15 protein-coding genes are annotated in these 21,585 nt (G+C 72.4%); 3 read left to right on the plus strand and 12 right to left on the minus strand.

Features of this window, described 5'->3' with window-relative positions:
* Nucleotides 1–132 precede the first annotated feature (132 nt).
* Complete coding sequence (locus ACIRRS_RS12775; RefSeq protein WP_402968944.1) at nt 133–750, plus strand: GNAT family N-acetyltransferase; 618 nt, start codon at nt 133–135, stop codon at nt 748–750.
* 93 nt (nt 751–843) lie between these two features.
* On the opposite strand, the gene trxA is transcribed toward ACIRRS_RS12775, so the two are convergent.
* From trxA to ACIRRS_RS12810, 7 genes are all read right to left on the minus strand, one after another.
* A complete protein-coding gene (trxA, locus tag ACIRRS_RS12780) occupies nt 844–1,170 on the minus strand; it encodes a thioredoxin (RefSeq protein ID WP_402968947.1) in 327 nt (108 codons plus the stop codon).
* 118 nt (nt 1,171–1,288) lie between these two features.
* Nucleotides 1,289–2,257 (minus strand): thioredoxin-disulfide reductase, encoded by a 969-nt coding sequence (trxB, locus tag ACIRRS_RS12785; RefSeq protein WP_402968950.1) that lies wholly within the window; start codon nt 2,255–2,257, stop codon nt 1,289–1,291.
* A gap of 178 nt (nt 2,258–2,435) precedes the next feature.
* A complete protein-coding gene (locus ACIRRS_RS12790; protein WP_402968953.1) occupies nt 2,436–3,377 on the minus strand; it encodes an anti-sigma factor family protein in 942 nt (313 codons plus the stop codon).
* Entirely contained in the window at nt 3,374–4,096 is a 723-nt protein-coding gene (sigM, locus tag ACIRRS_RS12795) for an RNA polymerase sigma factor SigM (RefSeq protein WP_402968956.1), read from the minus strand. The genes ACIRRS_RS12790 and sigM overlap by 4 nt, the downstream gene beginning before the upstream one ends.
* A 38-nt stretch (nt 4,097–4,134) precedes the next feature.
* Nucleotides 4,135–6,147: a serine/threonine protein kinase gene (locus ACIRRS_RS12800; RefSeq protein WP_402968959.1), complete on the minus strand. Its 2,013-nt coding sequence runs from the start codon at nt 6,145–6,147 to the stop codon at nt 4,135–4,137.
* A gap of 304 nt (nt 6,148–6,451) precedes the next feature.
* A complete protein-coding gene (gene murJ / locus ACIRRS_RS12805; protein WP_402968962.1) occupies nt 6,452–8,971 on the minus strand; it encodes a murein biosynthesis integral membrane protein MurJ in 2,520 nt (839 codons plus the stop codon).
* Between the two features lie 57 nt (nt 8,972–9,028).
* Nucleotides 9,029–11,515, minus strand: a complete 2,487-nt coding sequence (locus ACIRRS_RS12810; RefSeq protein ID WP_402968965.1) for a DUF6049 family protein — start codon at nt 11,513–11,515, stop codon at nt 9,029–9,031.
* A 362-nt stretch (nt 11,516–11,877) separates the two neighbouring features.
* On the opposite strand from ACIRRS_RS12810, the gene ACIRRS_RS12815 reads away from it, so the two are divergent.
* Entirely contained in the window at nt 11,878–13,287 is a 1,410-nt protein-coding gene (locus ACIRRS_RS12815; RefSeq protein WP_402969669.1) for a CCA tRNA nucleotidyltransferase, read from the plus strand.
* A gap of 65 nt (nt 13,288–13,352) precedes the next feature.
* Here ACIRRS_RS12815 and ACIRRS_RS12820 read toward each other — a convergent pair whose 3' ends face one another.
* The 5 genes from ACIRRS_RS12820 to ACIRRS_RS12840 all read right to left on the minus strand — a co-directional run bounded on the left by ACIRRS_RS12820 (nt 13,353) and on the right by ACIRRS_RS12840 (nt 18,581).
* The gene (locus ACIRRS_RS12820; RefSeq protein WP_402968968.1) at nt 13,353–14,432 is read right to left on the minus strand and encodes a hypothetical protein; all 1,080 of its coding nucleotides are present in this window, start codon (nt 14,430–14,432) and stop codon (nt 13,353–13,355) included.
* A gap of 78 nt (nt 14,433–14,510) precedes the next feature.
* Entirely contained in the window at nt 14,511–14,885 is a 375-nt protein-coding gene (locus ACIRRS_RS12825) for a hypothetical protein (RefSeq protein ID WP_402968971.1), read from the minus strand.
* 335 nt (nt 14,886–15,220) lie between these two features.
* Nucleotides 15,221–16,546 (minus strand): MFS transporter, encoded by a 1,326-nt coding sequence (locus tag ACIRRS_RS12830; RefSeq protein ID WP_402968974.1) that lies wholly within the window; start codon nt 16,544–16,546, stop codon nt 15,221–15,223.
* Nucleotides 16,547–16,692: 146 nt separating this feature from the next.
* The gene (locus tag ACIRRS_RS12835) at nt 16,693–17,775 is read right to left on the minus strand and encodes an inositol-3-phosphate synthase (protein ID WP_402968977.1); all 1,083 of its coding nucleotides are present in this window, start codon (nt 17,773–17,775) and stop codon (nt 16,693–16,695) included.
* A gap of 125 nt (nt 17,776–17,900) precedes the next feature.
* The gene (locus ACIRRS_RS12840) at nt 17,901–18,581 is read right to left on the minus strand and encodes a helix-turn-helix transcriptional regulator (protein ID WP_402968980.1); all 681 of its coding nucleotides are present in this window, start codon (nt 18,579–18,581) and stop codon (nt 17,901–17,903) included.
* A 521-nt stretch (nt 18,582–19,102) separates the two neighbouring features.
* Between ACIRRS_RS12840 and ACIRRS_RS12845 the strand changes: the two genes are divergently transcribed.
* Nucleotides 19,103–21,580, plus strand: coding sequence for a transglycosylase domain-containing protein (locus ACIRRS_RS12845; protein ID WP_402968983.1), 2,478 nt, complete (start codon nt 19,103–19,105; stop codon nt 21,578–21,580).
* Nucleotides 21,581–21,585: the final 5 nt, after the last annotated feature.

A 21,585-nucleotide genomic window follows, 5' to 3' on the forward strand; every position in this document is an offset into this window, starting at 1 on the left:
CGCATTGGGCATAGCCGATGGGTGCATGCTTCCGCGTGAACGTGTTTCACGTGGAACATGCACCCATCGGTGTTTGTCGGCCCGTGCTCGATCACGGCGGCTCGACTGTGAGGTGGAGGAGGTGAACGGGGCATGGGACGCCGGGTCGCGCCGCTGACGCTGGACAACCTCGCCGACCTGCCGACGACCTGCCGCTCCTGCGTGTTCTGGGAGCTGGACCCGGTCAGCGGGAGGGCGGCGGTGGAGTCGGGGAAGTCGGAGGCGGAGAAGGAGGGGTGGATCTCCGCCGTCCTGCTGGAGTGGGGCTCCTGCGGCCGGATCGTCTACGTGGACGACCGGCCCGCCGGCTTCGTGCTGTACGCCCCGCCCGCGTACGTGCCCCGGTCGCAGTCCTTCCCGACGAGTCCGGTCTCGCCGGACGCCGTTCAGCTGATGATCAGCCGGGTGCTCCCGGGCTTCCAGGGGCAGGGCCTCGGCCGGGTGCTGGTGCAGACCGTGGCCAAGGACCTCGTCGGGCGCGGGGTGCGGGCGATCGAGGCCTTCGGTTCGGTCGGGCGGGTGCCGATCAGCTGCGTGGTGCCGGCCGACCACCTGCTGGCGGTCGGCTTCAAGACCGTCCGGCCGCATCCGCGCTACCCCCGGCTGCGGCTGGAGGCGCGCTCCACGCTCTCCTGGCGCGGGGACATGGAGGGCGCGCTGGAGCGGCTGCTCGGCGGGGGCCGCAAGGAGCCGGCGCTGCGGCCGTTCTGAGGCGGCTGCAACGGCTGCAACGAAGGAGGCGGGGCTCCCCCATGGGGGAGCCCCGCCTCCTTCGCGGTCGACGAGCGGTCGACGAGCGGTGGCCTAGAAGAGGCCGTCCAGCTCGCGCAGCAGCGCGGCCTTCGGCCGGGCGCCGGTGATCTGCTTCACGGGCTGGCCGCCCTTGTACAGGATCAGGGTCGGGATGGAGATGACGTTGTACTCGGCGGCGGTCACCTGGTTGGCGTCCACGTCGAGCTTGGCGATGGTCAGCTTGTCGCCGTGCTCGGCCGCGATGTCCTCCAGGACCGGGGCGACCTGGCGGCACGGGCCGCACCAGGTGGCCCAGAAGTCGACCAGGACGGGCTTGTCGCTCTCCAGGACCTCGGCTGCGAAATTCGCGTCGGTGACGGTGATGGTGGCGCCGGCCACGGGAACTCCTCGGGTAGGGCGGAGGGGGGTGCTGCCAGGAGAACAACGCGGGGGGTCGTGGTGTTTCCGCCTGGCGGTGGGGGTGTTCCACGTGGAACACCCCCGAGGGGGAGGAGGGTCAGACCGTCACGGTGGCGGCGGCCTTGGCCTCCAGGTCGTCCAGCGAGGCGAGGTAGCGCTCGGCGTCCAGCGCGGAGGAGCAGCCGGTGCCGGCGGCGGTGATCGCCTGGCGGTAGGTGTGGTCCACGACGTCGCCCGCGGCGAAGACGCCGGGGATGTTGGTGCGCGTCGAGGGGGACTCGACCTTGAGGTAGCCCTCGCCGTCGAGGTCCAGCTGGCCCTTGAACAGCTCGGTGCGCGGGTCGTGGCCGATCGCGATGAACAGGCCGGTGACGTCGAGCTCGCGGGTCTCGCCGGTGTTCGTGTCGCGCAGGGTGACGCCGCTCAGCTTCGGGTCGCCGTGGATGGCCTCGACGGCGCTGTTCCACTCGAAGCGGATCTTCGGGTCGGCGAAGGCGCGCTCCTGCATCGCCTTGGAGGCGCGCAGGGAGTCCCGGCGGTGGATGATCGTGACGCTCTTGGCGAAGCGCGACAGGAAGGTCGCCTCCTCCAGGGCCGTGTCGCCGCCGCCGACCACCGCGATGTCCTGGTCGCGGAAGAAGAAGCCGTCGCAGGTGGCGCACCAGGAGACGCCGCGGCCGGAGAGCTTGTCCTCGTTGGGCAGGCCGAGCTTGCGGTGCTGCGAGCCGGTGGTGACGATCACGGCGCGGGCCTTGTGGACGTTGCCCTCGGAGTCGGTCACGGTCTTCACGTCGCCCGTGAGGTCGACGGAGACGATGTCGTCCGGCACGAGCTCGGCACCGAACTTCTCGGCCTGCGCCCGCATGTTGTCCATCAGCTCGGGGCCCATGATGCCGTCCCGGAAGCCCGGGAAGTTCTCGACCTCGGTGGTGTTCATCAGCGCGCCACCCGCGGTGACGGCCCCCTCGAACACCAGCGGCTTGAGGGAGGCACGGGCCGTGTAGAGCGCAGCCGTGTACCCGGCCGGGCCGGAACCGATGATGATCACGTTACGGACGTCGCTCACTGCTTCTCCTGGTTCGCATCGCGACCCGCGTTTGCTGCGGGGAGGGCGGTCCTGCTCCGCCGCCCGGGACAACGACTGACCAGTCTCCCGCATTCCCAGGCGGATCAGTACCAGGTGCCCGAACTTCGGGAGCGTCGCGCCGCCGCCGTCGTCGATCGCACGGGTCCGGGAGGTCTCGTCAGTGGACTGCGACCGTCCGGTGCAGGAGGACGGGGCCGCAGCCGGGGGCGCGCAGGTAGACCTCGGCGTGGGACCGGTCCCCGGGGGAGGGATACACCAGTACCTCGACGGGGGCGCCCTCGTAGCTGCCCCGGTCGGTGGCCAGCGGCACCCCGGTGGCGGGCGCGGGGCAGGCCGAGGGGTCGGTGGAGGCACCGCTGGACGGGCCGGTGGACGGGCCGGTGGCGGGCGAGCCCAGGGCGGGCTGCTCGGGGCGGCCCTCCGCGGGCTGGGCGGCGGAGGGACGCAGGCCGGGCTCGGCGGGGGGCTGGGGCGTGCCGGAGCGGGCCAGCAACTGCTGCACCTGGCTCGTGAGTTGGTCCTCGCGGTAGACGGTGGCTCCGCCGGACTGGTCGGGCTTGGCGGCTGCGGTGGCCTTGGCGGCCGAGCCCGCCGCGCTGGTCGCCGTCCGGTCGGAGTCGTGCAGTACCAGGGAGGCGGTCAGGCCGACGGCGGCCAGCGCGGCCGCCGTACCGGCCAGCAGGCCGAGCCGGCGCCGCCAGGGCCGCCGGGAGCGGCCGGGGCCGGTGCCGGAGGCCGCGGGGCGGGCCGACGGGGCGGTGGGCGGGGCGGCGAGCGGGGCGGTGGGCGGGGCGGCGAGCGGCCGGGGGGTGGTCGAGGGTGCGGGCGTGGCGGGGGTGGCCGCCGCCTCGGCGGCGAGCGCCGCGTCCAGCCGGGCGGCGACGTCGGCGGGCATCGGCGGGGCCTCGACGGCGCCGAGGAGGTCCCGCACCTCGGCGAGCGCCTCGACGGTCTCACGGCACTCGTCGCAGCCGTCCAGGTGCCGCCACAGCGCCTCGGCGGCCTCGTCGGGCTCGACCAGCCCCTCGGCGAGGTCGGCCAGGTCGTCGACGCCGGGGTGGGCGTCGGCGGGTTCGGGGGAGGAGAGGGGGGCGCTCATCGCGGGCTCGCGTCTCCTTCCAGAATCGTCCGGCCGGTGTTCGGGCCTGTTCCTGTGACGGTGCGGGGGCCGCCCGGGTTCCCCCGGGCGCCCGGCCGCGGTGGCGGTGTTCCACGTGGAACATCCGGCCCGTCCGCCTCCGCGGCCCCGTCCGAGGGCTCCCGCAGGTGCCGTACGAGCGGCAGCAGCCGGGCCCGGCCCCGGGCGCAGCGGCTCTTCACGGTGCCGACCGGGACGCCCAGCATCTCGGCCGCCTCGGCCACCGGGTAGCCCTGCATGTCGACCAGGACCAGCGCGGCCCGCTGCTCGGCGGTCAGCTCGGCGAGCGCCGCCGTCAGCTCGCGCTGAACCTCGGCCCGCTCCACCGGGGAGTCGGCCGGTTCGGAGGAGCCGACCAGGGCGTCCAGCCGTCGCGGGTCCTCGTCCAGCGGCGTGGTGCGGCGGCTGGCGCTGCGCCGGGCGCGGTCCAGGCAGGCGTTGACGACGATCCGGTGCAGCCAGGTCGTGACGGCCGAGCGGCCCTCGAAACGGGGCGCCGCCCGGAAGGCGGACACCAGGGCGTCCTGGAGGGCGTCGGCGGCCTCCTCGCGGTCGCCCAGGGTGCGCAGGGCGACGGCCCAGAGCCGGTCGCGGTGGCGGTTCACCAGCTGCCCGAAGGCGTCCGGGTCGCCGGCGACGTGCCGGGCGAGCAGCGTCGCGTCGTCCTCCGCCACGGTCACCCCTCGTCTGTCGTGTTCCTGTGCGCGCGGGCGTCCGGTCAGCCGAAGACCTTGACCTCGTTGACCTGTCCGCGGAACCCGCCGGCGCCAGACGTATCCTTCGGCAGGCTGGTCAGCCAGATCAAGACGTAACGCGTGACCGTCGGTGTGCCGGTGGTGAAGTCGATCGTGCTGTTGGTCTGCTTGTCCAGGACGGTGAAGGCCGTGGGCGGGGCGCCCATCGGGTTGGCGGCCGCCTGGGCGTTGGGCACGCGCAGCTCGGCCGTGTGGACCCCGCCGAACTGGACGTTGACCGAGCTGACGGCCTGGGCCGTGCCGAGGTCGATCAGCAGGCCGGTGCCCTCCTTGGGCAGCGGCTTGGGGCCGAAGGGGTCGACGTAGCTCTTGGTCACCCACGAGGTGTTCGGGTCGCCGTCGAAGACCTTGGGGAGGAGGTAGACGGACTCCGGCGAGTCGCCCTGCGGGTTGTAGGAGAGGGCTTCCTTGATCTGGATCGGCACCGGGACGTGCGGGGCGGTGTTCTGCGGCGTCGGTGCGGTGCCGGTGATCGAGGTCTGCGGCGCCGCGACGGCCTGCCCGCTGGTGCGCAGGTGGCCGACGAACTGCCAGGAGGCGACACCGATCGCGCCCAGTGCGACCGTCCAGGCCGTGGCCTTGACGGCCCGCCGCAGCCGCCGACGGGTGCGCCGGGCGGCGGTCGGGCGGGAAGTGGCGGGCAGCGGGGCGACGGCCGGGTCGGCGACCCGGGTCGGGTTGGGCGCGGTGGGCAGCGCGTGGGTGTTGTGCCGGGGCGGGGCCGGGAAGGCGGGCAGCTCGGGTTCGGGTCGGCGGATGCGGGGCATCCGGGCGATCACCCGGGCGAGCTCCTCCGGGGTGGTGATCGGCTCGGCGTGGTGCGGCGGGTTGTCGAACAGGGCGCGCGCGGCGAGCTCCGACAGGCCCTTGTGGACCCCGGCGCGGATCTGGTCCGGCGCGGCGTTCTGAAGGTCCTTCGGCAGGCCCTTGAGGTCGTAGCGGTCCTCGGGGTACGGCCAGCGGTGGGTGAGCGCGGCGTAGAGCAGGGTGCCGATCGCCCGGGTGTCGGCGCGGGCCGCGTCCTCCTCGGTGTCCTCGGCGGGCAGCCCGCGCAGCGCGGCGTCCACGGCGATGCCGTTGATCCGGTACTGGCCGCTGTCGGTGCGCAGCACGCAGCGCGGGGTCAGCCGCAGGTGGGCCTGGCCGCGCCGGTGGGCGGCGGCGACGGCGTCGGTGACCTGGCGGACCATCTGGTACGCCTCGTGCGGCTCCATCGGGCCGTTGGCGAGCAGCCGGGCGAGGTCGGAGGCGTGCGGCAGCCACTCGCGGACGACGTAGACCAGCTCGCCCTCCTGCACCGCGTCCAGCACCTGGACGAAGCGGGGGTCGCCGAGCAGGGCGGCGGACTTGGCGGCGGCCAGGACCTTGCGGGCCCGCTGGTGGCCGGAGGCCATCAGGTGGACGCCCACGGCGCGGCGGAGCTTCTCGTCGACGGCGCGCCAGCTGCTGAAGGTCTCGGTCTGGGAGATGCACTCCTCCAGCCGGTACCGGTTGCCGATCTTGTCGCCGCTGTGCCGCATCGGGGCGGGGAGGGTGCGCGGCAGGGTGGCGGTGTCGCGCGGGTCCAGGGTGGGCTGCGGGTCGGTGGGGCGCCGCTCGGGGCGGCCGGCGGCCTGGGTGGCGGCGGGCTTCTTCCGGGGGGTGCCGGCGGCGAGTTCGGCGGCGATCTCGCGGACGGAGAGCGGGGCGGTGATCTCGGAGGTCTCCTCGCTGCCGGAGGCCTTCCCGTCCTGTTCGGCGTCGTCCTCGGCGCCCTCCTCGGAGGAGCCGTCGGACGCGTTCTCGGACGCTCCGTCGGAGGGGCCGTCCGAAGGGTCGTCGGAGGCGTCCTCACCGGCGGGCCCGTCGGCGCGGTCGCGGCTGCCCGGGGCGGTCTTCCCGCCCGCGAGGTCGTCGATCGCCGCAGCCAGCGCGGCCTCGTCCGCCGCCGCGTCAGCTGCTGACGTGTCGACGACCGCCTTGGTGCCATCAGCCACCGTGGTCCTGCCTCCCCTTGTGTCGCCCCGGCCTGAGAGAGTCGCTGGAGCACGCGGGGGTTGGCCGCCCTGTGCTCCAGGACAATTGTGCCCACTCTTCTCCACCGGGTACGACCGCTGAGGGGGCCGCTCGGTTGCACGGGCGTGGAGAGATGTGGTGCAGATCCGACACCGGGCCGCCATCGGAGTCTCCACCGGGGTACGGGGGCGGGTCGGAACGGTGTTCGGCCGGACGGGCGCGGGAGCGGTCCGCTCCCGTTGACACCCGGTCAGGGTGCCCGCCCGTCCGGCCGGTGTACGGGGGTCAGCGGCCCAGTCGGCCGCGGACCATGCCCAGCATGGCGTTCAGCTCCTCGATCCGCAGCCGCTTCGCGATGAACGCGAAGACCAGCAGCTGCAGACCGCCGCCGAGGACCACCGAGCCGACGCTGCCGACCCAGCCGTCGAGCACCTGCTGGACGCCCAGGCTGACGGCCACGCCGACCGCGGCGGCCGGCACGCAGGCGAGGGCCAGGCGGCTGTAGGTCTTGCCGATGCGCTTGGTGTCCAGCCCGCCGATCCGGCGCTTCAGCTTCGGCACGGCGACCATCACTCCGACGGCATAGGCCAGGCCGTAGCCGAAGGCCATGCCGGTCACCGTCCACTGGGCCGGCAGGACCAGCCAGCAGAGCACCGAGAAGGCGGCCTGGAAGACCGCCACCCAGACGGTGTTGGTGAACGGGGTCCGGGTGTCCTCGTAGGCGTAGAAGCCGCGCAGCATCACGTACTGCGCCGAGTACGGGATCAGGCCGAGGGCGAACGCGGAGAGCATCAGGCCGACGTTGGTGGCGTTGGACAGCGTGGTCTCCCCGCCGCCGACGCCGTAGATCGACCGGCCGATGGCCGGGCCCAGCGCCAGGAACAGGAAGGCGCCCGGGACGACCGCCACGGCGGTGGTGCGCAGCCCGTACGAGATGTCGTCGCGCACCGCCCCGGCGTCCTCGTCTGCCGCCGCCCGGGAGAGCCGGGGGAGCACCGCGCTCATGATCGAGACGGTGATGACGGCCTGCGGGAGCTGCCAGATCAGCAGGGCGTTGGAGAAGGCCGCGAGACCGACGCCGCCGTGGCCGTCGCTCTCGGCGGCGCTGCCGGCCGCGGTGGCCAGCTGGGTGATGACCAGGAAGCCGGCCTGGTTGGCGAGCACGAACAGGAAGGTCCACTTGGCCAGCCGGGCGGCCTTGCCCAGGCCGTGGCCGCGCCAGTCGAAGCGCGGCTTGTAGTGGAAGCCGGCCGCCCGCAGGTACGGGATCATCGCCAGCGACTGGACGACGAGGCCGATCAGGGTGCCGAGGCCGAGCAGCCGGATGCCCTCGGGGGAGATGCTCTCGGGGGTGACCTTGGTGCCGTTGAAGCCGCCGTAGACCCAGATGTAGGCGGCGAAGGTGAAGATCACCACGACGTTGTTGAGGACCGGGGTCCACATCATCGCGCCGAACTTGCCGCGGGCGTTGAGCACCTGGCCCATCACCACGTGGATGCCCATGAAGAAGATGGTCGGCAGGCAGTACCGGGCCAGCGCCACGGTGGTGTCGGCCCGGGCCGGGTTCTCCATCATCGAGTGGGCGATCATCTGCACCAGCAGCGGGGCCCCGAGCACGGCCAGGAACACCACGCCGCCGAGGCCGACCATCACCAGGGTGAGCAGTCGGCTGGCGTAGGCGGTGCCGCCGTCTTCGTCGTTCTTCATGCTGCGCACCAGCTGCGGCACGAAGACGGCGTTGAGCGCGCCGCCGCCGATGAGGATGTACAGCAGGGTGGGCAGGGTGTTCGCGGAGTTGTACGAGTCGCCCATGGTGGCGATGCCGATGGCGCCGGCGATGACCATGGTGCGGACGAAGCCGGTGCCGCGGGAGACGAGGGTGCCGGCCGCCATGATCGCGCTGGAGTTCAGCAGCGAGGCGACCTTGCCGCCACCGCCGCCCGCCGCGGGGGCGGCCGGGGCGGGGGCCTCGGCCCGCTCCTCGGCGAGGTCGGCCAGCGGCTCGACCGCCGGGGGGACCGCGACGGCGGCCACCTGCATGGTGGCCTCCTCCTCGGACAGCGGCGGGTCGAACTCGATCGGCGGGACGAAGGGGCGCTGGTCGCCCGGACCGCCCTGGCCTGGGTGGCCGCCGTGCTGGGGCTGCCCCGGGTAGCCGACCGTCGGGGCCGCATAGGGGTTGGCCGGCGGGGCGGGCGGGGTCACGGGCGCCGGGGCGGGCTGAGGCACCGGGGGAGGCGGGGAGGCGACGGCCTCGGCCGGCCGGGCACCGCCGAACAGGGCGTCCACGCCGACGTACTCGGTGGTCTCGGTGTCCCAGGAGGAGTGCGCCGGGCCGGGCTCCCACTGCTGCGGGGGCTGCTGGGCACCGGCGCCGGCCCACTGGCCGCCGGCCGCCGGAGCCTGCTCCTGCTGCCACGGGGCCTGCAGGGGCTGCACGGCCTGGACGGGCTGCACGGGCTGGGCGTGCTGCGCCGGGGTGTCCCAGCCGGGCTGCACCGGCGGCACGGGAGGCGCGTACGGGGTCGGCCCCGGGAACGGCGCGGCCGGGACGGGCGTCGGGTACCCGCCCGCCTGCGGCGGCAGCTGCGGCGGCACGTCGTACGCGGCGGGCGGCTGCTGCGCGGCCGGGTGCCCGGCCCGCAGGCCGTACGGGTCCTGGCCGTCCTGCGGGCCCTGGTACGCGTCGGCCGCGTACGGGTCCTGGGCGTAGGTGTCCGCCACGTACCAGTCGCCGGACGGCGACTCGGCGCCCGGCCGGCTCTCGGCGCGGCCCGGCGGCCGCTCCTCGCTGCGCCCGGTCATGTCACCTCTTCGCTGTCGTGGGGGAGACCGGCCCGGCATCGCGGGTGGTCGGCGGTGTCAAGGACCAACCTTCTCATCACCGGAGGTCCGATCCCGGCCATCGGCGCCGTCGTCGTCCGGTGTCTGCGCGGGAGTCTCCTCGGAGCCGTCCCCGGTCGGGGCGTCGGGCTCGTCCCCGGCAGGCTCGGCGGGCTCGGAGGGGCCCGCGGCGTCCGGGCCGTCCGGGCCCGCCGGGCCGTCCCCGATCGGCTGGTCGCCGTCCTCGTGCGGCTGCCCGGCGCGGCGCTTGCGCTGGCGGACGAAGCGCAGCGCCGCCAGCAGCAGCAGGACGCCGGCGCCCGCGAAGACGTACAGCACGCCGTTGGTCACCGAGGTGACCTGGACGTAGAAGTGCTGCGGGTCGCCGTACGGCTGCGGGTCGGGGCCGGTGGTCCACAGCTGGGCCGTCACGGCGACCGGGCCGTTGTTGTGCGCCTCGGCCTGGTAGCGCAGGGTCACGCTCTGCGAGGCGGGGAGGACCAGCTCCACGTCCTTGCCCACCCGCAGCCGGTTGGGCTGGCCGGAGGTGAGCACCAGCTTGAGGTTGGTGACCGTCTGGGTGAGGTCGTTGCGGACGCTGACCTGGAGCTGGCCGGTGCTCCCGGCCAAGGTCACGTCGTTCTTCTGCGGCACCTTGACGGCGTCGATGAGGTCCTTGAGGTACGCCTTGACGCCCGTGCGGTAGGCCGCGCCGGTCGGGGTGTCGCCGCGCCACTGGGTGGACAGCGAGCGGACCATCGCGGCGCTGAACGGGCCGCGCACCCGCTGCGGCAGGGTGAGCACCCGCATCAGGACGTCCAGGTCGTGCTGGATGCCGTCGGTGGCGAGCAGGTCGGCGGCGGGCAGCTCGGAGGAGCGGGCCTGGGTGGGGTAGTCGGTGGCGTACGGGACGCCGGTGCCGGCCTTCGGGTCCGGCGTGATCTGCGTCTGCACGTCCAGCTTGACCGGGCTGAGCCACTTGTCCCCGGCCGTCTGCAGGGCGCCCGCCAGGAGCTTGGCGGTGGTCACGGACAGCTCGCGCGGCGGCATGATCAGCAGCCCGCGCGGGTTCTGCGGCTGCTCGTGGGTGATCGCGTACGTCTCGGCGAGGAAGCGCTGGGTCGTCAGGGTCTGCGCCTGCGGGTTGCCGAGGTCCCCCTGGAACAGGGAGGAGACGGTCTCGTCGGCGACCACCGCGCTCTGCCCGTTGCCGATCGGGCGGACGGCGGTCGGGGTGTAGGTGAGGGCGTCCGGCTCCGGCATGCTCGCGCCGTTGACCAGGACGAGGCCGCTGCCGGCCTGCTGGGCGATTCCGGCGATCTGTTGGTCGAGGTAGCCCTGGTACGGCCAGGCCACGTCGGAGCGGGTGTCCACGGAGAGCCGGCCCTCGACGGTCAGCCGGCCGGCGGTGGCCGCCTTGTTCAGCGCCGTGCCCATCCCGGGCAGGTCGGCGCCGTTGTGCGCGACGGAGGCGAGGTCCGGGTCGGCGTACGGCAGCGACAGCACCTGGCTGCCGGGCTTGGCGACGGCGGCGCGGAGCTTGTCCAGCCAGGCGGTGGCGGCGGCCGTCCCGGTGCCGGGCGCGGTGTTGTCCTCCCGGGCGGGCTTGCCGGACTGCTGGGTGCCGGGCTTCTGCACCCGGTACTGCTTGTTGGTCATCGCGAACGCGGTGTCCAGCAGGTCCGGGTCGACGACCCAGGTCAGGTTCGTCAGCTTGGCGCCGGTGTCGACCAGCTCGTACAGCCGCCCGCCCGGCGCGAACTCGGTGGCCAGGTCGTCGTTGCGCAGCACGGGGGCGGCGTTCTGGTCGTTGTCGGAGAAGGTCTGCGCGACCAGCACCGGCGCGTGCACCAGCGGCCAGAGGGTGGTGACCTTCGTCGGCTGGCCCTCGCCCGGATTGAACGGCAGGAAGGTGCGGGCGATGCCCAGGGTCCGCTCGCGGGCGCTGTCGCCGGTGGAGCCGGTGACGCTCACCGCCAGCTCGTAGACGCCGCTCTCGGAGAGCCCGAGGTCGCTCACCGCGACGCCCAGGGTGTACGCCTGGCTCTGGCCGGGGGCCAGCTCCGGCAGGGCGTACTGGGGGCTGTCCAGCTCGACGCCGTCCGCGTTGACCAGGGGGCCGCGGCCGGCCACCGAGCCCAGCTCGCTGCGCCGCTGGAGCGGCTTGCCGGAGGCGGGCTTGCGGACGGCCGCGTGCGCCGCCTTGAGCGCCGACTTCCCGGTGTTGGTGACGTGCCCGGTGATCGTCACGGTGCCGTTGGGGGCGGCCACCTGCGGTGCCACCGACTCGACGGACATCGCCACCGGGTACTCGGCGGAGGCCGTGCCGGCCTCCGCGGGGCGCACGCTCCCGCCGGTGGTCAGGGCCACCGCGGGGGCGGCCGGCAGGAGGGTCAGCGCGGCCGCGAAGGCGGCGGCGAGGCCGCGTACGGCGCGCCGCCCCCGACCGGGACGCGGGGCCGCCTCCCCGGCCCGTCCGGGCCGTCGTCGTGCCCCCTGGTCCGAGTGCCGTGCCGGCTCACTCACCCGTTCCGCCCTCGCCGTTCTCGATCGCTCGCTGCTGTTGGTGAACGCCCTGCGTGGCCCGCCCGGCGTGATGCACTCGACGCTGTCCGCCGCACTGCCGCCGGGAGGTTCCGCCGGCCGCGGCGACGCGTGACACCGCATCCCCTGTCCGGTGCCCGAGACTCGTCCACCGGCATGGTAACGATGCAGCCCGGCGTGCAGTGTTGCGGGCTCCGGGGTGAGACGCAGGAAACGCGCGGGCGGTTGACCTGCCGGGGCACGTACCCTTGTGAGCCGTGTCCACTGCCAATGAGTCCACCGCGCACACCGACCCTTCCAGCGCCGCCGTCCGGGCCGTCCCAGGCCTGAGCGAGGCCCAGACGATGGGCCTGCAAGAGCTGCTGCGGGTGTCGCCGGTGGCCGACGAGATCGCCCGCCGGTTCCAGGCGTCCGGTCACCGGCTGGCACTGGTCGGCGGCTCGGTGCGCGACGCGCTGCTCGGCCGGCTCGGCAACGACCTGGACTTCACCACCGACGCCCGCCCCCAGCAGGTCCTCAAGCTCGTCAAGGGCTGGGCGGACGCGGTCTGGGACGTCGGCATCGCCTTCGGCACGGTCGGCGCGCGCAAGGACACCGCGGACGGGTCCTTCCTGATCGAGATCACCACCTACCGCTCCGAGGCGTACGACCGCACCTCCCGCAAGCCCGAGGTCAGCTACGGCGACTCCATCGAGGAGGACCTCGTCCGCCGGGACTTCACGGTCAACGCGATGGCCGTCGACCTGCCCGGCCGGGGCTTCGTCGACCCGCACCACGGCCTGGAGGACCTGGAGGCCCGGGTGCTGCGCACCCCCGCCACGCCCGAGGAGTCCTTCTCCGACGACCCGCTGCGGATGATGCGCGCCGCCCGCTTCGCCGCCCAGCTGGACTTCGACCCGGCGCCCGAGGTGGTCGCCGCGATGACGGCGATGGCCGAGCGGATCACCATCGTCTCGGCCGAGCGCGTCCAGGCGGAGCTGAACAAGCTGCTGCTGGCCAAGCACCCGGTGAAGGGCCTGCGGCTACTGGTCGACACCGGCCTGGCCGGGTTCGTGCTGCCCGAACTGCCCGCGCTGCAGCTGGAGAAGGACGAGCACCACCGGCACAAGGACGTCTACGAGCACTCGCTGACCGTCCTGGAGCAGGCCGTCGACCTGGAGCAGGACGGCCCGGACCTCACCCTGCGCCTGGCCGCGCTGCTGCACGACATCGGCAAGCCCCGCACCCGCCGCTTCGAGTCGGACGGCCGGGTCTCCTTCCACCACCACGAGGTGGTCGGCGCCAAGATGACGCGCAAGCGGATGCGGGAGCTCAAGTACTCCAAGGAGCTCACCGAGGACGTCTCGCGCCTGGTCGAGCTGCACCTGCGCTTCCACGGCTACGGCGGCGGCGAGTGGACGGACTCCGCGGTGCGCCGCTACGTCACCGACGCCGGCCCGCTGCTGGAGCGGCTGCACAAGCTGACCCGCTCGGACTGCACCACCCGCAACCGGAAGAAGGCCGCGGCGCTCTCGCGCACCTACGACGGCCTGGAGACGCGGATCGGCGAGCTCAAGGAGCAGGAGGAGCTGGACGCCGTCCGTCCGGCGTTGGACGGCAACGAGATCATGGAGCTGCTCGAGCTCAAGCCCGGTCCGATGGTCGGCAAGGCGTACAAGCACATGCTCGAACTGCGGCTGGAGCACGGCCCGATGGGGCCGGACGAGGCCGTCGCCGCGCTGCGCGCCTGGTGGGCGGAGCAGCAGCAGGGCTGAGGCACGGGAACGGGGGGTGGACCGGGTTTACGGTCCACCCCCCGCGTTCGTGCGCTGCCCGGGCGTCAGGCCGCCTTCAGGCACAGGACGTAGTCCAGGGACGGCAGCAGCGGGTGCTTGACCCAGTAGGTGCTGGTCGTCTTCGGCTGCTTGTTGCAGGAGTCCTTGTCGGACGTGCCGGTGTACTTGTAGACCACCTTGTACTGCGCCTTCCCGTCCGTGCAGGGCACGATCGACATCTTCGGGTCGGTGTCGTTCCCGTCGTTGTGCAGGCAGTCCCCGGCCTTGGCGTCGGCCGCCGGGTCGGAGGGGGCCGGAGGCGTGTAGGGCGGCAGGGTGATGGTCGGGGTGGGCAGCGGCTTCGGGGTGTACGGCGGGATCGTGTAGGTGGGGCTGGGCAGCGGCGGGATGGTGTACCGGCTCGGGGTCGGCAGCGGGTCGACGACGATGTTCGGGTCGGTCGGCTTCGAGTTGAACACCCCGCTGACCACCAGGATCAGGGTGATCACCAGCGAGCCCGGCACCAGCAGCATCGCCATGTGCGGCCGGCGGCCGAGCGGGACGCCCGGGTCGAGCTGCGGGCCGTGGGTGCCCGGCATGGGCGGCGGCAGCTTCTTGATCTTGCTGTTGGCCGCGGCGTTCATCAGCAGGGTGATGGGCGTCAGGACCATGGAGATCCAGCCCCACCAGCCCTGGACGAGCGTGCGGGCGGACATGTCGCGCACCGTCGCCGTGCCGCAGGTGCGGCAGAACGGGCCGGGCATCCGCAGCATCCGGTACCAGAGGATCATGCCTTGGTGGCCGCGGACGTTGGTCTCCACGGCCGGCATCCCGCCGCAGAAGCGGCAGGCGGGCCCGTCCATCGGCGGCGGCGGGTAGCCGTACCCGTCGCCGTAACCGCCCCCGTAGCCACCACCGCCGTAGCCACCACCGCCGTAGCCGCCCCCGTAGTCGTAGCCACCCGGCGGCGGGGCGCCGTACGGCTGCTGGGGCGGCGGCGGGCTCGGGTAGCCGTAGCCGGGCGGGCCGGGCGGCGGGCCCTGCGGGGGCGGGACCGGCTGGCCGTAGGGGTTGCCGGAGGAGTACGGGTTGCCGTCACCGGGCGGCGGGGCGCCGTACGGTGACGGCGGCGGCGGAACGGACAAGGGGTCCCCCCAGGAACGTCGCTTCGGGATACTCGGGAAAGTCTGGAACGTCTGGAACGTCTGGAAACTTCGGGTGACTCAGGTCTTCTTCACCGGCGGCGTGCCGACGGCCGGAGCCAGCGGGCCGAGGCAGAGCACGTACCGCTTCTTGTTCCAGCGGCGGCCGCTCTTGCCGGAGTAGGCGTCGGTGGACTGCCGGTCGAGGCGGCACCGGCCGGTGTCACCGGTGTTCTCGTACTTCGACAGTACGCGTCGATTCGCCGTCGAATCGGTGCACTTGACGATCTCGATCGAGCGGGAGCCGCTGATGTGGACGCAGTCGCCGGGCTTGGCGCTGCTCACGCTCGGCCCGCTCACGAAGTAGCCGACCGCGAGGGCGACGCAGGCGCCGATCGCGCCGAAGATCCGCAGTTTGGTGCGGCGCTTCGCGGGCGGGGCCGGCGGCGCGCCCACGGGCGCGTAGCCGTAGGGCTGCTGCTGGCCGTACGGGGGCTGGCCGTACGGCGGGGCGGGCTGCTGACCGTACGGCGGTTGGCCGTACGCGGGCTGCGGTGGCGGCCCGTACGAGGGAGGGGGCGGCCCGTAGGCGGGCGGAGGCCCGAAGCCGGGCGGGCCGGGCTGCGGCGGCGGTGCGTACCCGGTGGGAGGCGGCCCGTAAGGACCGGGCGGTGTGCTCATCAGTTCGTCCCCCGAAACCGAGTGCTGGCGCTGCGACAGGTCTGACGTACCTTAGCGAGTCGTTCCGACGCAACCCGTCGAGAGGCCCCGGGGGAGGCGGGCCGCGCAGGTCAGCCGGGGAGCGGTGCGCACCGGCGCGCGGCGCGCAGGTAGAGCGCGGCGGTGAGCGCGTACACCCCCGCCACCCCGACGACCACGGCCGCCGAGCGGCCAGACAGCGGCAGCACCAGCGCGGTGACCAGGGCGGCGGCCACGAAGGCCACGTTGAACAGCACGTCGTAGATGGCGAAGACGCGGCCCCGGTACTCGTCCTCGACCGACTCCTGCACCATCGTGTCGGCGCAGATCTTGGTGCCCTGGGTGACCACCCCCAGCAGCAGGGCGGCGATCAGGCAGGGCACCAGGGTGAAGCTCAGGCCCAGCGCGGGGACGAAGACCACGGGCGCGACCAGGCAGGCCGTCATCCACCCGGCCAGGCCGAGCTTCCGGGTGCACCAGGGGCTGACCACGGCGGCGACGAAGAACCCGGCGGCGGAGAGCCCGACGGCCTGGCCGAGGGTGGCGAGGCCGGCGGCGCTGTCGGTGGGGGAGTTGAAGGTGTACCGGGCGAGCATCACCACGACCACGATCAGCACGCCGTAGCAGAACCGGGCCGCGGTGACGGCGGCGAGCGCGTGCACGGCGGGCCGGCAGTCCCGGACGAGGTGGCGCAGGGCCGCGCCGAGGTCCACGGCGGCGCGCACCAGCGCCTGGCCGAGCTTCGGGAGGGTGGGGTGGTGATCGGGGCCGAGCAGGTCGCGGTCCATCCGGCGGGCGGCCAGCGCGGCGGAGAGGTAGAGCACCGCGGCGACGCAGACCAGCGCGGCGTCCGCCCTGGCACCGGGGGGCATCACCTGGTGCAGCAGGAACCCGAAGCCCCCGCCGGTGGCGGCGGCGACCGTCCCCAGGGTGGGGGAGAGCGCGTTGGCGGTGACGAGCTGGTCCTGGGCCACCACCCGGGGCAGGGCGGCGGAGAGTCCGGCCAGGATGAACCGGTTCAGCGCCGTCACCAGCAGCGCCGAGGCGAAGAACAGCCAGGTCGGAGCCTTGGCCAGGAGCAGCGCGCCGGTGGCCAGGCCCAGCCCGAAGCGGGCCAGGTTGCCGAAGTAGAGCACCTGGCGACGGCGCCAGCGGTCGAGCAGCACCCCGGCGAACGGGCCGATCACCGAGAACGGCAGCAGCATCACGGCCAGCACCGAGGCGATGTCGGCGGGGGAGGACTGCTTCTCGGGGGAGAAGACCACGTAGGCGGCGAGCGAGACCTGGAAGACGCCGTCCGAGAGCTGGGAGAGGACCCGGGCCGTCAGCAGCCGGCGGAAGTCGCGGCCCCGGAGGAGACCGAGGAGCGTGGCGGGGTGCGCGGACTGCCGGGTGCTGCCGTTCTCGGTGATCGCCACCCGCTCAGGGTGCCATGGAACCGGCCGGTGTTTCACGTGAAACATCGGCCGGGAAACGGTGAAGGGCTCGCGATCCGGGGATCGCGAGCCCTTCGGAGAAGCTAGGTGGAGCTAGGTGGAACCAGGAGGAGCCAGGAGCCGTCGGCTCAGCGCTCGACCTCGCCGCGGATGAACTTCTCGACGTTCTCCTTGGCCTCGTCGTCGAAGTACTGCACCGGCGGGGACTTCATGAAGTACGAGGAGGCCGACAGGATCGGGCCGCCGATGCCGCGGTCCTTGGCGATCTTCGCGGCGCGGACGGCGTCGATGATGACACCGGCGGAGTTCGGGGAGTCCCAGACCTCGAGCTTGTACTCCAGGTTCAGCGGGACGTTGCCGAACGCGCGGCCCTCGAGGCGGACGTAGGCCCACTTGCGGTCGTCCAGCCAGGCCACGTAGTCCGAGGGGCCGATGTGGACGTTCTTCTCGCCCAGCTCGCGGTCGCGGATCTGCGAGGTGACGGCCTGGGTCTTGGAGATCTTCTTGGACTCCAGACGCTCGCGCTCGAGCATGTTCTTGAAGTCCATGTTGCCGCCGACGTTCAGCTGCATGGTGCGCTCGAGGATGACACCGCGGTCCTCGAACAGCTTGGCCATCACGCGGTGCGTGATGGTGGCGCCGACCTGGGACTTGATGTCGTCACCGACGATCGGCACGCCGGCCTCGGTGAACTTGTCCGCCCACTCCTTGGTGCCCGCGATGAACACCGGCAGGGCGTTCACGAAGGCGACCTTGGCGTCGATGGCGCACTGGGCGTAGAACTTGGCCGCGGCCTCGGACCCGACGGGCAGGTAGCAGACCAGGACGTCGACCTGCTTGTCCTTGAGGATCTGGACGACGTCGACCGGGGCCTCGTCGGACTCCTCGATGGTCTCGAGGTAGTACTTGCCCAGGCCGTCGAGGGTGTGGCCACGCTGCACGGTGACGCCGGTCGGCGGCACGTCGCAGATCTTGATGGTGTTGTTCTCGCTGTTGCCGATGGCGTCCGCCAGGTCGAAGCCGACCTTCTTGGCGTCCACGTCGAACGCGGCGACGAACTCCACGTCACCGACGTGGTACTCACCGAACTGGACGTGCATCAGGCCGGGGACCTTGCCGGCCGGGTCGGCGTCCTTGTAGAACTCGACACCCTGCACCAGCGACGCGGCGCAGTTGCCGACGCCCACGATGGCTACGCGAACCGAACCCATTCCGGTTGCTCCCTCTGATCTCATGAGGACCGCCGGGCGGGCGGAACTCGTCCTGCTTCTTCGATGACTGCGTGTACGGGCGCGAGGCGCCCACACCTGCCGCGCGGCACGGGGCCGGCGCGGTGTCAGCGCTCCTGGTCGGAGCGCCCCGGGCGGTCGTACGGTGGCTCGGGCGGGCCCTGGGGCCCGCCCTCCTGGCCACGGCCGTCCGAAGTCTTGGGGGGTGCGGCGGGCCCGGGCCGGCCGCTGCGGTTGGCCCGCTCGGTCTCGATCAGCTCGTTGAGCCAGCGGACCTCACGCTCCACCGACTCCAGTCCGTGCCGCTGCAGCTCGACGGTGTAGTCGTCGAACCGCTCGCGGGCGCGGGCCAGCGAGTTGCGCATGCGCTCCAGGCGCTCCTCCAGCCGACTGCGCCGACCCTCCAGGACGCGCATGCGCACGGCCCGGTCGGTCTGGCCGAAGAAGGCGAAGTGGACGCCGAAGTGCTCGTCCTCCCAGGCGTCCGGGCCGGAGTCGGCGAGCAGCTCCTCGAAGCGCTGCTTGCCCTCGGCGGAGAGCCGGTAGACGATCTTCGACCGCTTGCCGTTGAGCGCGGTGGCCGGGACGTACTCGACGTCCGGGTTGTCCTCGACGAGGAAACCCTGGGCGACCAGGCTCTTCAGGCAGGGGTAGAGCGTTCCGTAGGAGAGGGCGCGGAACGTCCCGAGCAGGATGTTGAGCCGCTTGCGCAGCTCGTACCCGTGCATCGGGGCGTCGTGCAGCAGGCCGAGGACGGCGAACTCCAGCACTCCTGAGCGTCGGCCCACTGGTGTCGTCCTCCTCCCTCTCGACCCTGGTTCCGGCCGAGCATCGCAACAGTATGCCGTTTCGATGTATCGGCTCGATATATCGAGAACAGTAGGCCTGGCCTCCGAAACCGGCAAGGGGGGCACGCGTGAATGTGATCACAAGCCGACTCGCGGGCGGGGTTGGCAACGGGCGTGTAATGATCTCGCGCCGTTTTGCGGGTATTGGGAGGTGATGCCCGATTAGTTGTATTTACGGGATGCGTACGCTGTCGCGTGTGCACGAGGACCACCTCCGGGGTTAGGGCGGTTGGCGGGCATTTCGGACGTGAACCCTGCCTTCAGGCCTGAAGCGCCTGGCGAGGAGTGGCTGCAACATGAGCGAACGGCGCCGAAAGACGCCCAACCCGGGCGGTGACGGGCCGAAGCCCCCCGGGGACGGCGGTGGCCGTACGAGTGGACCCGGCCGGGACGAACTGCGCTCGGAGGGCCTCGGCCGCTCCCGTGCGCAGGGGGTCCGGGACACCGCTCAGCAGCCGCGGATGACCAGGGCCGAGATGCGCAAGGCCGCCGCGAAGGGCGGCCGGGGCAAGGGCGCGAACCGCGGAGCCGCCGCAGGCGCGGCCGCTGCCGCTGCCGCCGGGCCGGGCAAGAAGCTCCTCATCGACTACCCGCGGTTCGGCAAGACCGGCGTCCGGCGCTGGCTGCCGTCCTGGAAGCAGTGGCTGAGCGGGTTCGTGCTGGCCTTCGGCTGCTTCGTCGGCCTGGTGTTCTACCTGTACCAGACCACCCAGGTCCCCGACATGAACGCCCTGGTCAACCGCCAGAACACCATCTACTACTGGGCCGACGGCTCCGAGATGACCCGCAAGGGCGAGGCGAACCGCCAGATCGTCGAGCTCAAGGACATCAGCCCCAACATCCAGAACGCCGTCATCGCCGCGGAGAACCAGAGCTTCCGCACCGACAGCGGCATCGACCCCAAGGGCATGGTCCGCGCCGTCTACAACATGGCGAAGGGCGGCGAGACCCAGGGCGCCTCGACGATCACCCAGCAGTACGTGAAGAACGCCTACTTGAGCCAGGAGCAGACCCTGGACCGCAAGCTGCGGGAGTTCTTCATCACGCTGAAGGTCAACCAGAAGCAGGACAAGGAAACGATCCTCAAGGGTTACCTGAACACCAGCTGGTTCGGCCGCGGCGCCAACGGCGCCCAGGCCGCCGCCCAGGCGTACTACGGGATCGACGCCAGCAAGGTCGACATCTGCCAGAGCGCGATGCTGGCCAACCTGCTCAAGGGCGCGGCGTACTACGACCCCACCAACCCCGCCAACAAGGAGCGGGCCGAGGGGCGGTGGGCCTGGATCCTCGAGCAGATGGTGAAGACCAAGGCCATCACCCCCGAGGAACGGGCCAAGTGCACCACGTTCCCGATGCCGATCCCCCAGAAGGCCAGTTCCAAGATGAACGGCCAGATCAGCTACCTGGTCGACACCGCCAACCGCTACATCACGTCCACCGACAAGACGATGACCCAGCAGGTGATCGACAAGGGTGGCCTGAAGATCTACACCACCTTCGAGAAGGACAAGGTCGAGGCCCTCAAGAAGGCCGTCGACGACGTCAAGGCCGCGAACCTCGATCCGGTCAAGCGCCCCGACAACGACACCTTCGTCCAGTTCGCCGCGGCGAGCGTGAAGCCCAACGACGGGGCGCTGGTGGCGATCTACGGCGGCGACGGCGTGGAGAACGGGCACTTCGACAACAACGCCGAGGTCACCGGTGTGCAGGTCGGCTCGACCTTCAAACCCTTCGTGCTGGCCACCGCGATGCAGCAGGGCGTGCTCACCTCGAAGGACGCCGACGGCAAGCCCAAGCGGATCAACGCCGACAGCCGCTACCTGTCCGACGACATGTCGGTGATCCGCAAGGTGGACGGCTCACCGGTGATCGGCGACGACGGCAAGCCCTACCGGCAGAAGAACGAGGACACCGGCAAGCGCGGCTACGTCTCGCTGCGCCAGGCCATGCAGTACTCGTACAACGTGCCCTTCGTCCAGCTCGGCCAGGACGTCGGCAACGACAACGTGGCCAACATCGCGATGCAGATGGGCATCAAGAAGGAGGGCCTCGCGGGTACCAACACCGCGACCTTCCCGATCGGCACCTCGACCATCAGCCCGATCCGGATGGCCAACGCCTACGGCACCTTCGCGGCCAGCGGCAAGGCGGCCGAGCCCTACTCCGTCACCAAGGTCGAGGTGGACGGCGCGGAGCGCACCGGCTTCGGCAAGAAGGACACCAAGGTCGCGCTGGAGCCGGCCGTCGCCGACAACGTCACCGACGTGCTGGTGAACGTGGCGAAGAACGGTACCGGTAAGGCCACCAACACCCTGGGCCGCCCGGTGGCCGGCAAGACGGGTACCACCGACAAGAACCGCTCGGCCTGGTGGGTGGGCTACACCCCGCAGCTGTCGACCAGTGTCGCGATGTGGCGCGAGGACCCGAGCAAGCACCAGCGCGAGTCGCTCAACGGCACCGCCGGTCAGGAGTCCATCCACGGTGGTGCCCTCCCGACCGACATCTTCACCCGGTACATGAAGGCCGCCCTCGCCAACGAGAAGGTCGTGGACTTCCCGACGCCGACCCCGGTCGGCACCGAGGTCGACTCCTCGGGCGCGCCGTCCACCAACATGCCGACCACCCCGAGCACCGAGGCTCCGACCGTCCCGGCCCAGCAGCCGGGCCAGCCGCAGCCGGGGCAGCCGCAGCCGGGCCAGACCACCCCGGGCGCCTGCGTCCCGGGCGTGGACTGCCCGGGCCAGCCGACGCCGACCCAGACCCGCCCGAACCCGGGCGGCAGCCCCTGCAACCTGCCGGTGGTGTGCCCGTCGCAGTCCAGCTCGGGACCGCCGAACGGCGGCACGGGCAACGGAGGGGGAGGCGGCAAACCGCCCACCGGCGGGACAACGCCCACTCCCCCCGGCGGCGGCGGGGGTCTGCAGGGCTCCGGGCAGTAGCCGGT

This window comes from Kitasatospora sp. NPDC101183, assembly GCF_044767945.1.
Classification (GTDB): Bacteria; Actinomycetota; Actinomycetes; order Streptomycetales; family Streptomycetaceae; genus Kitasatospora.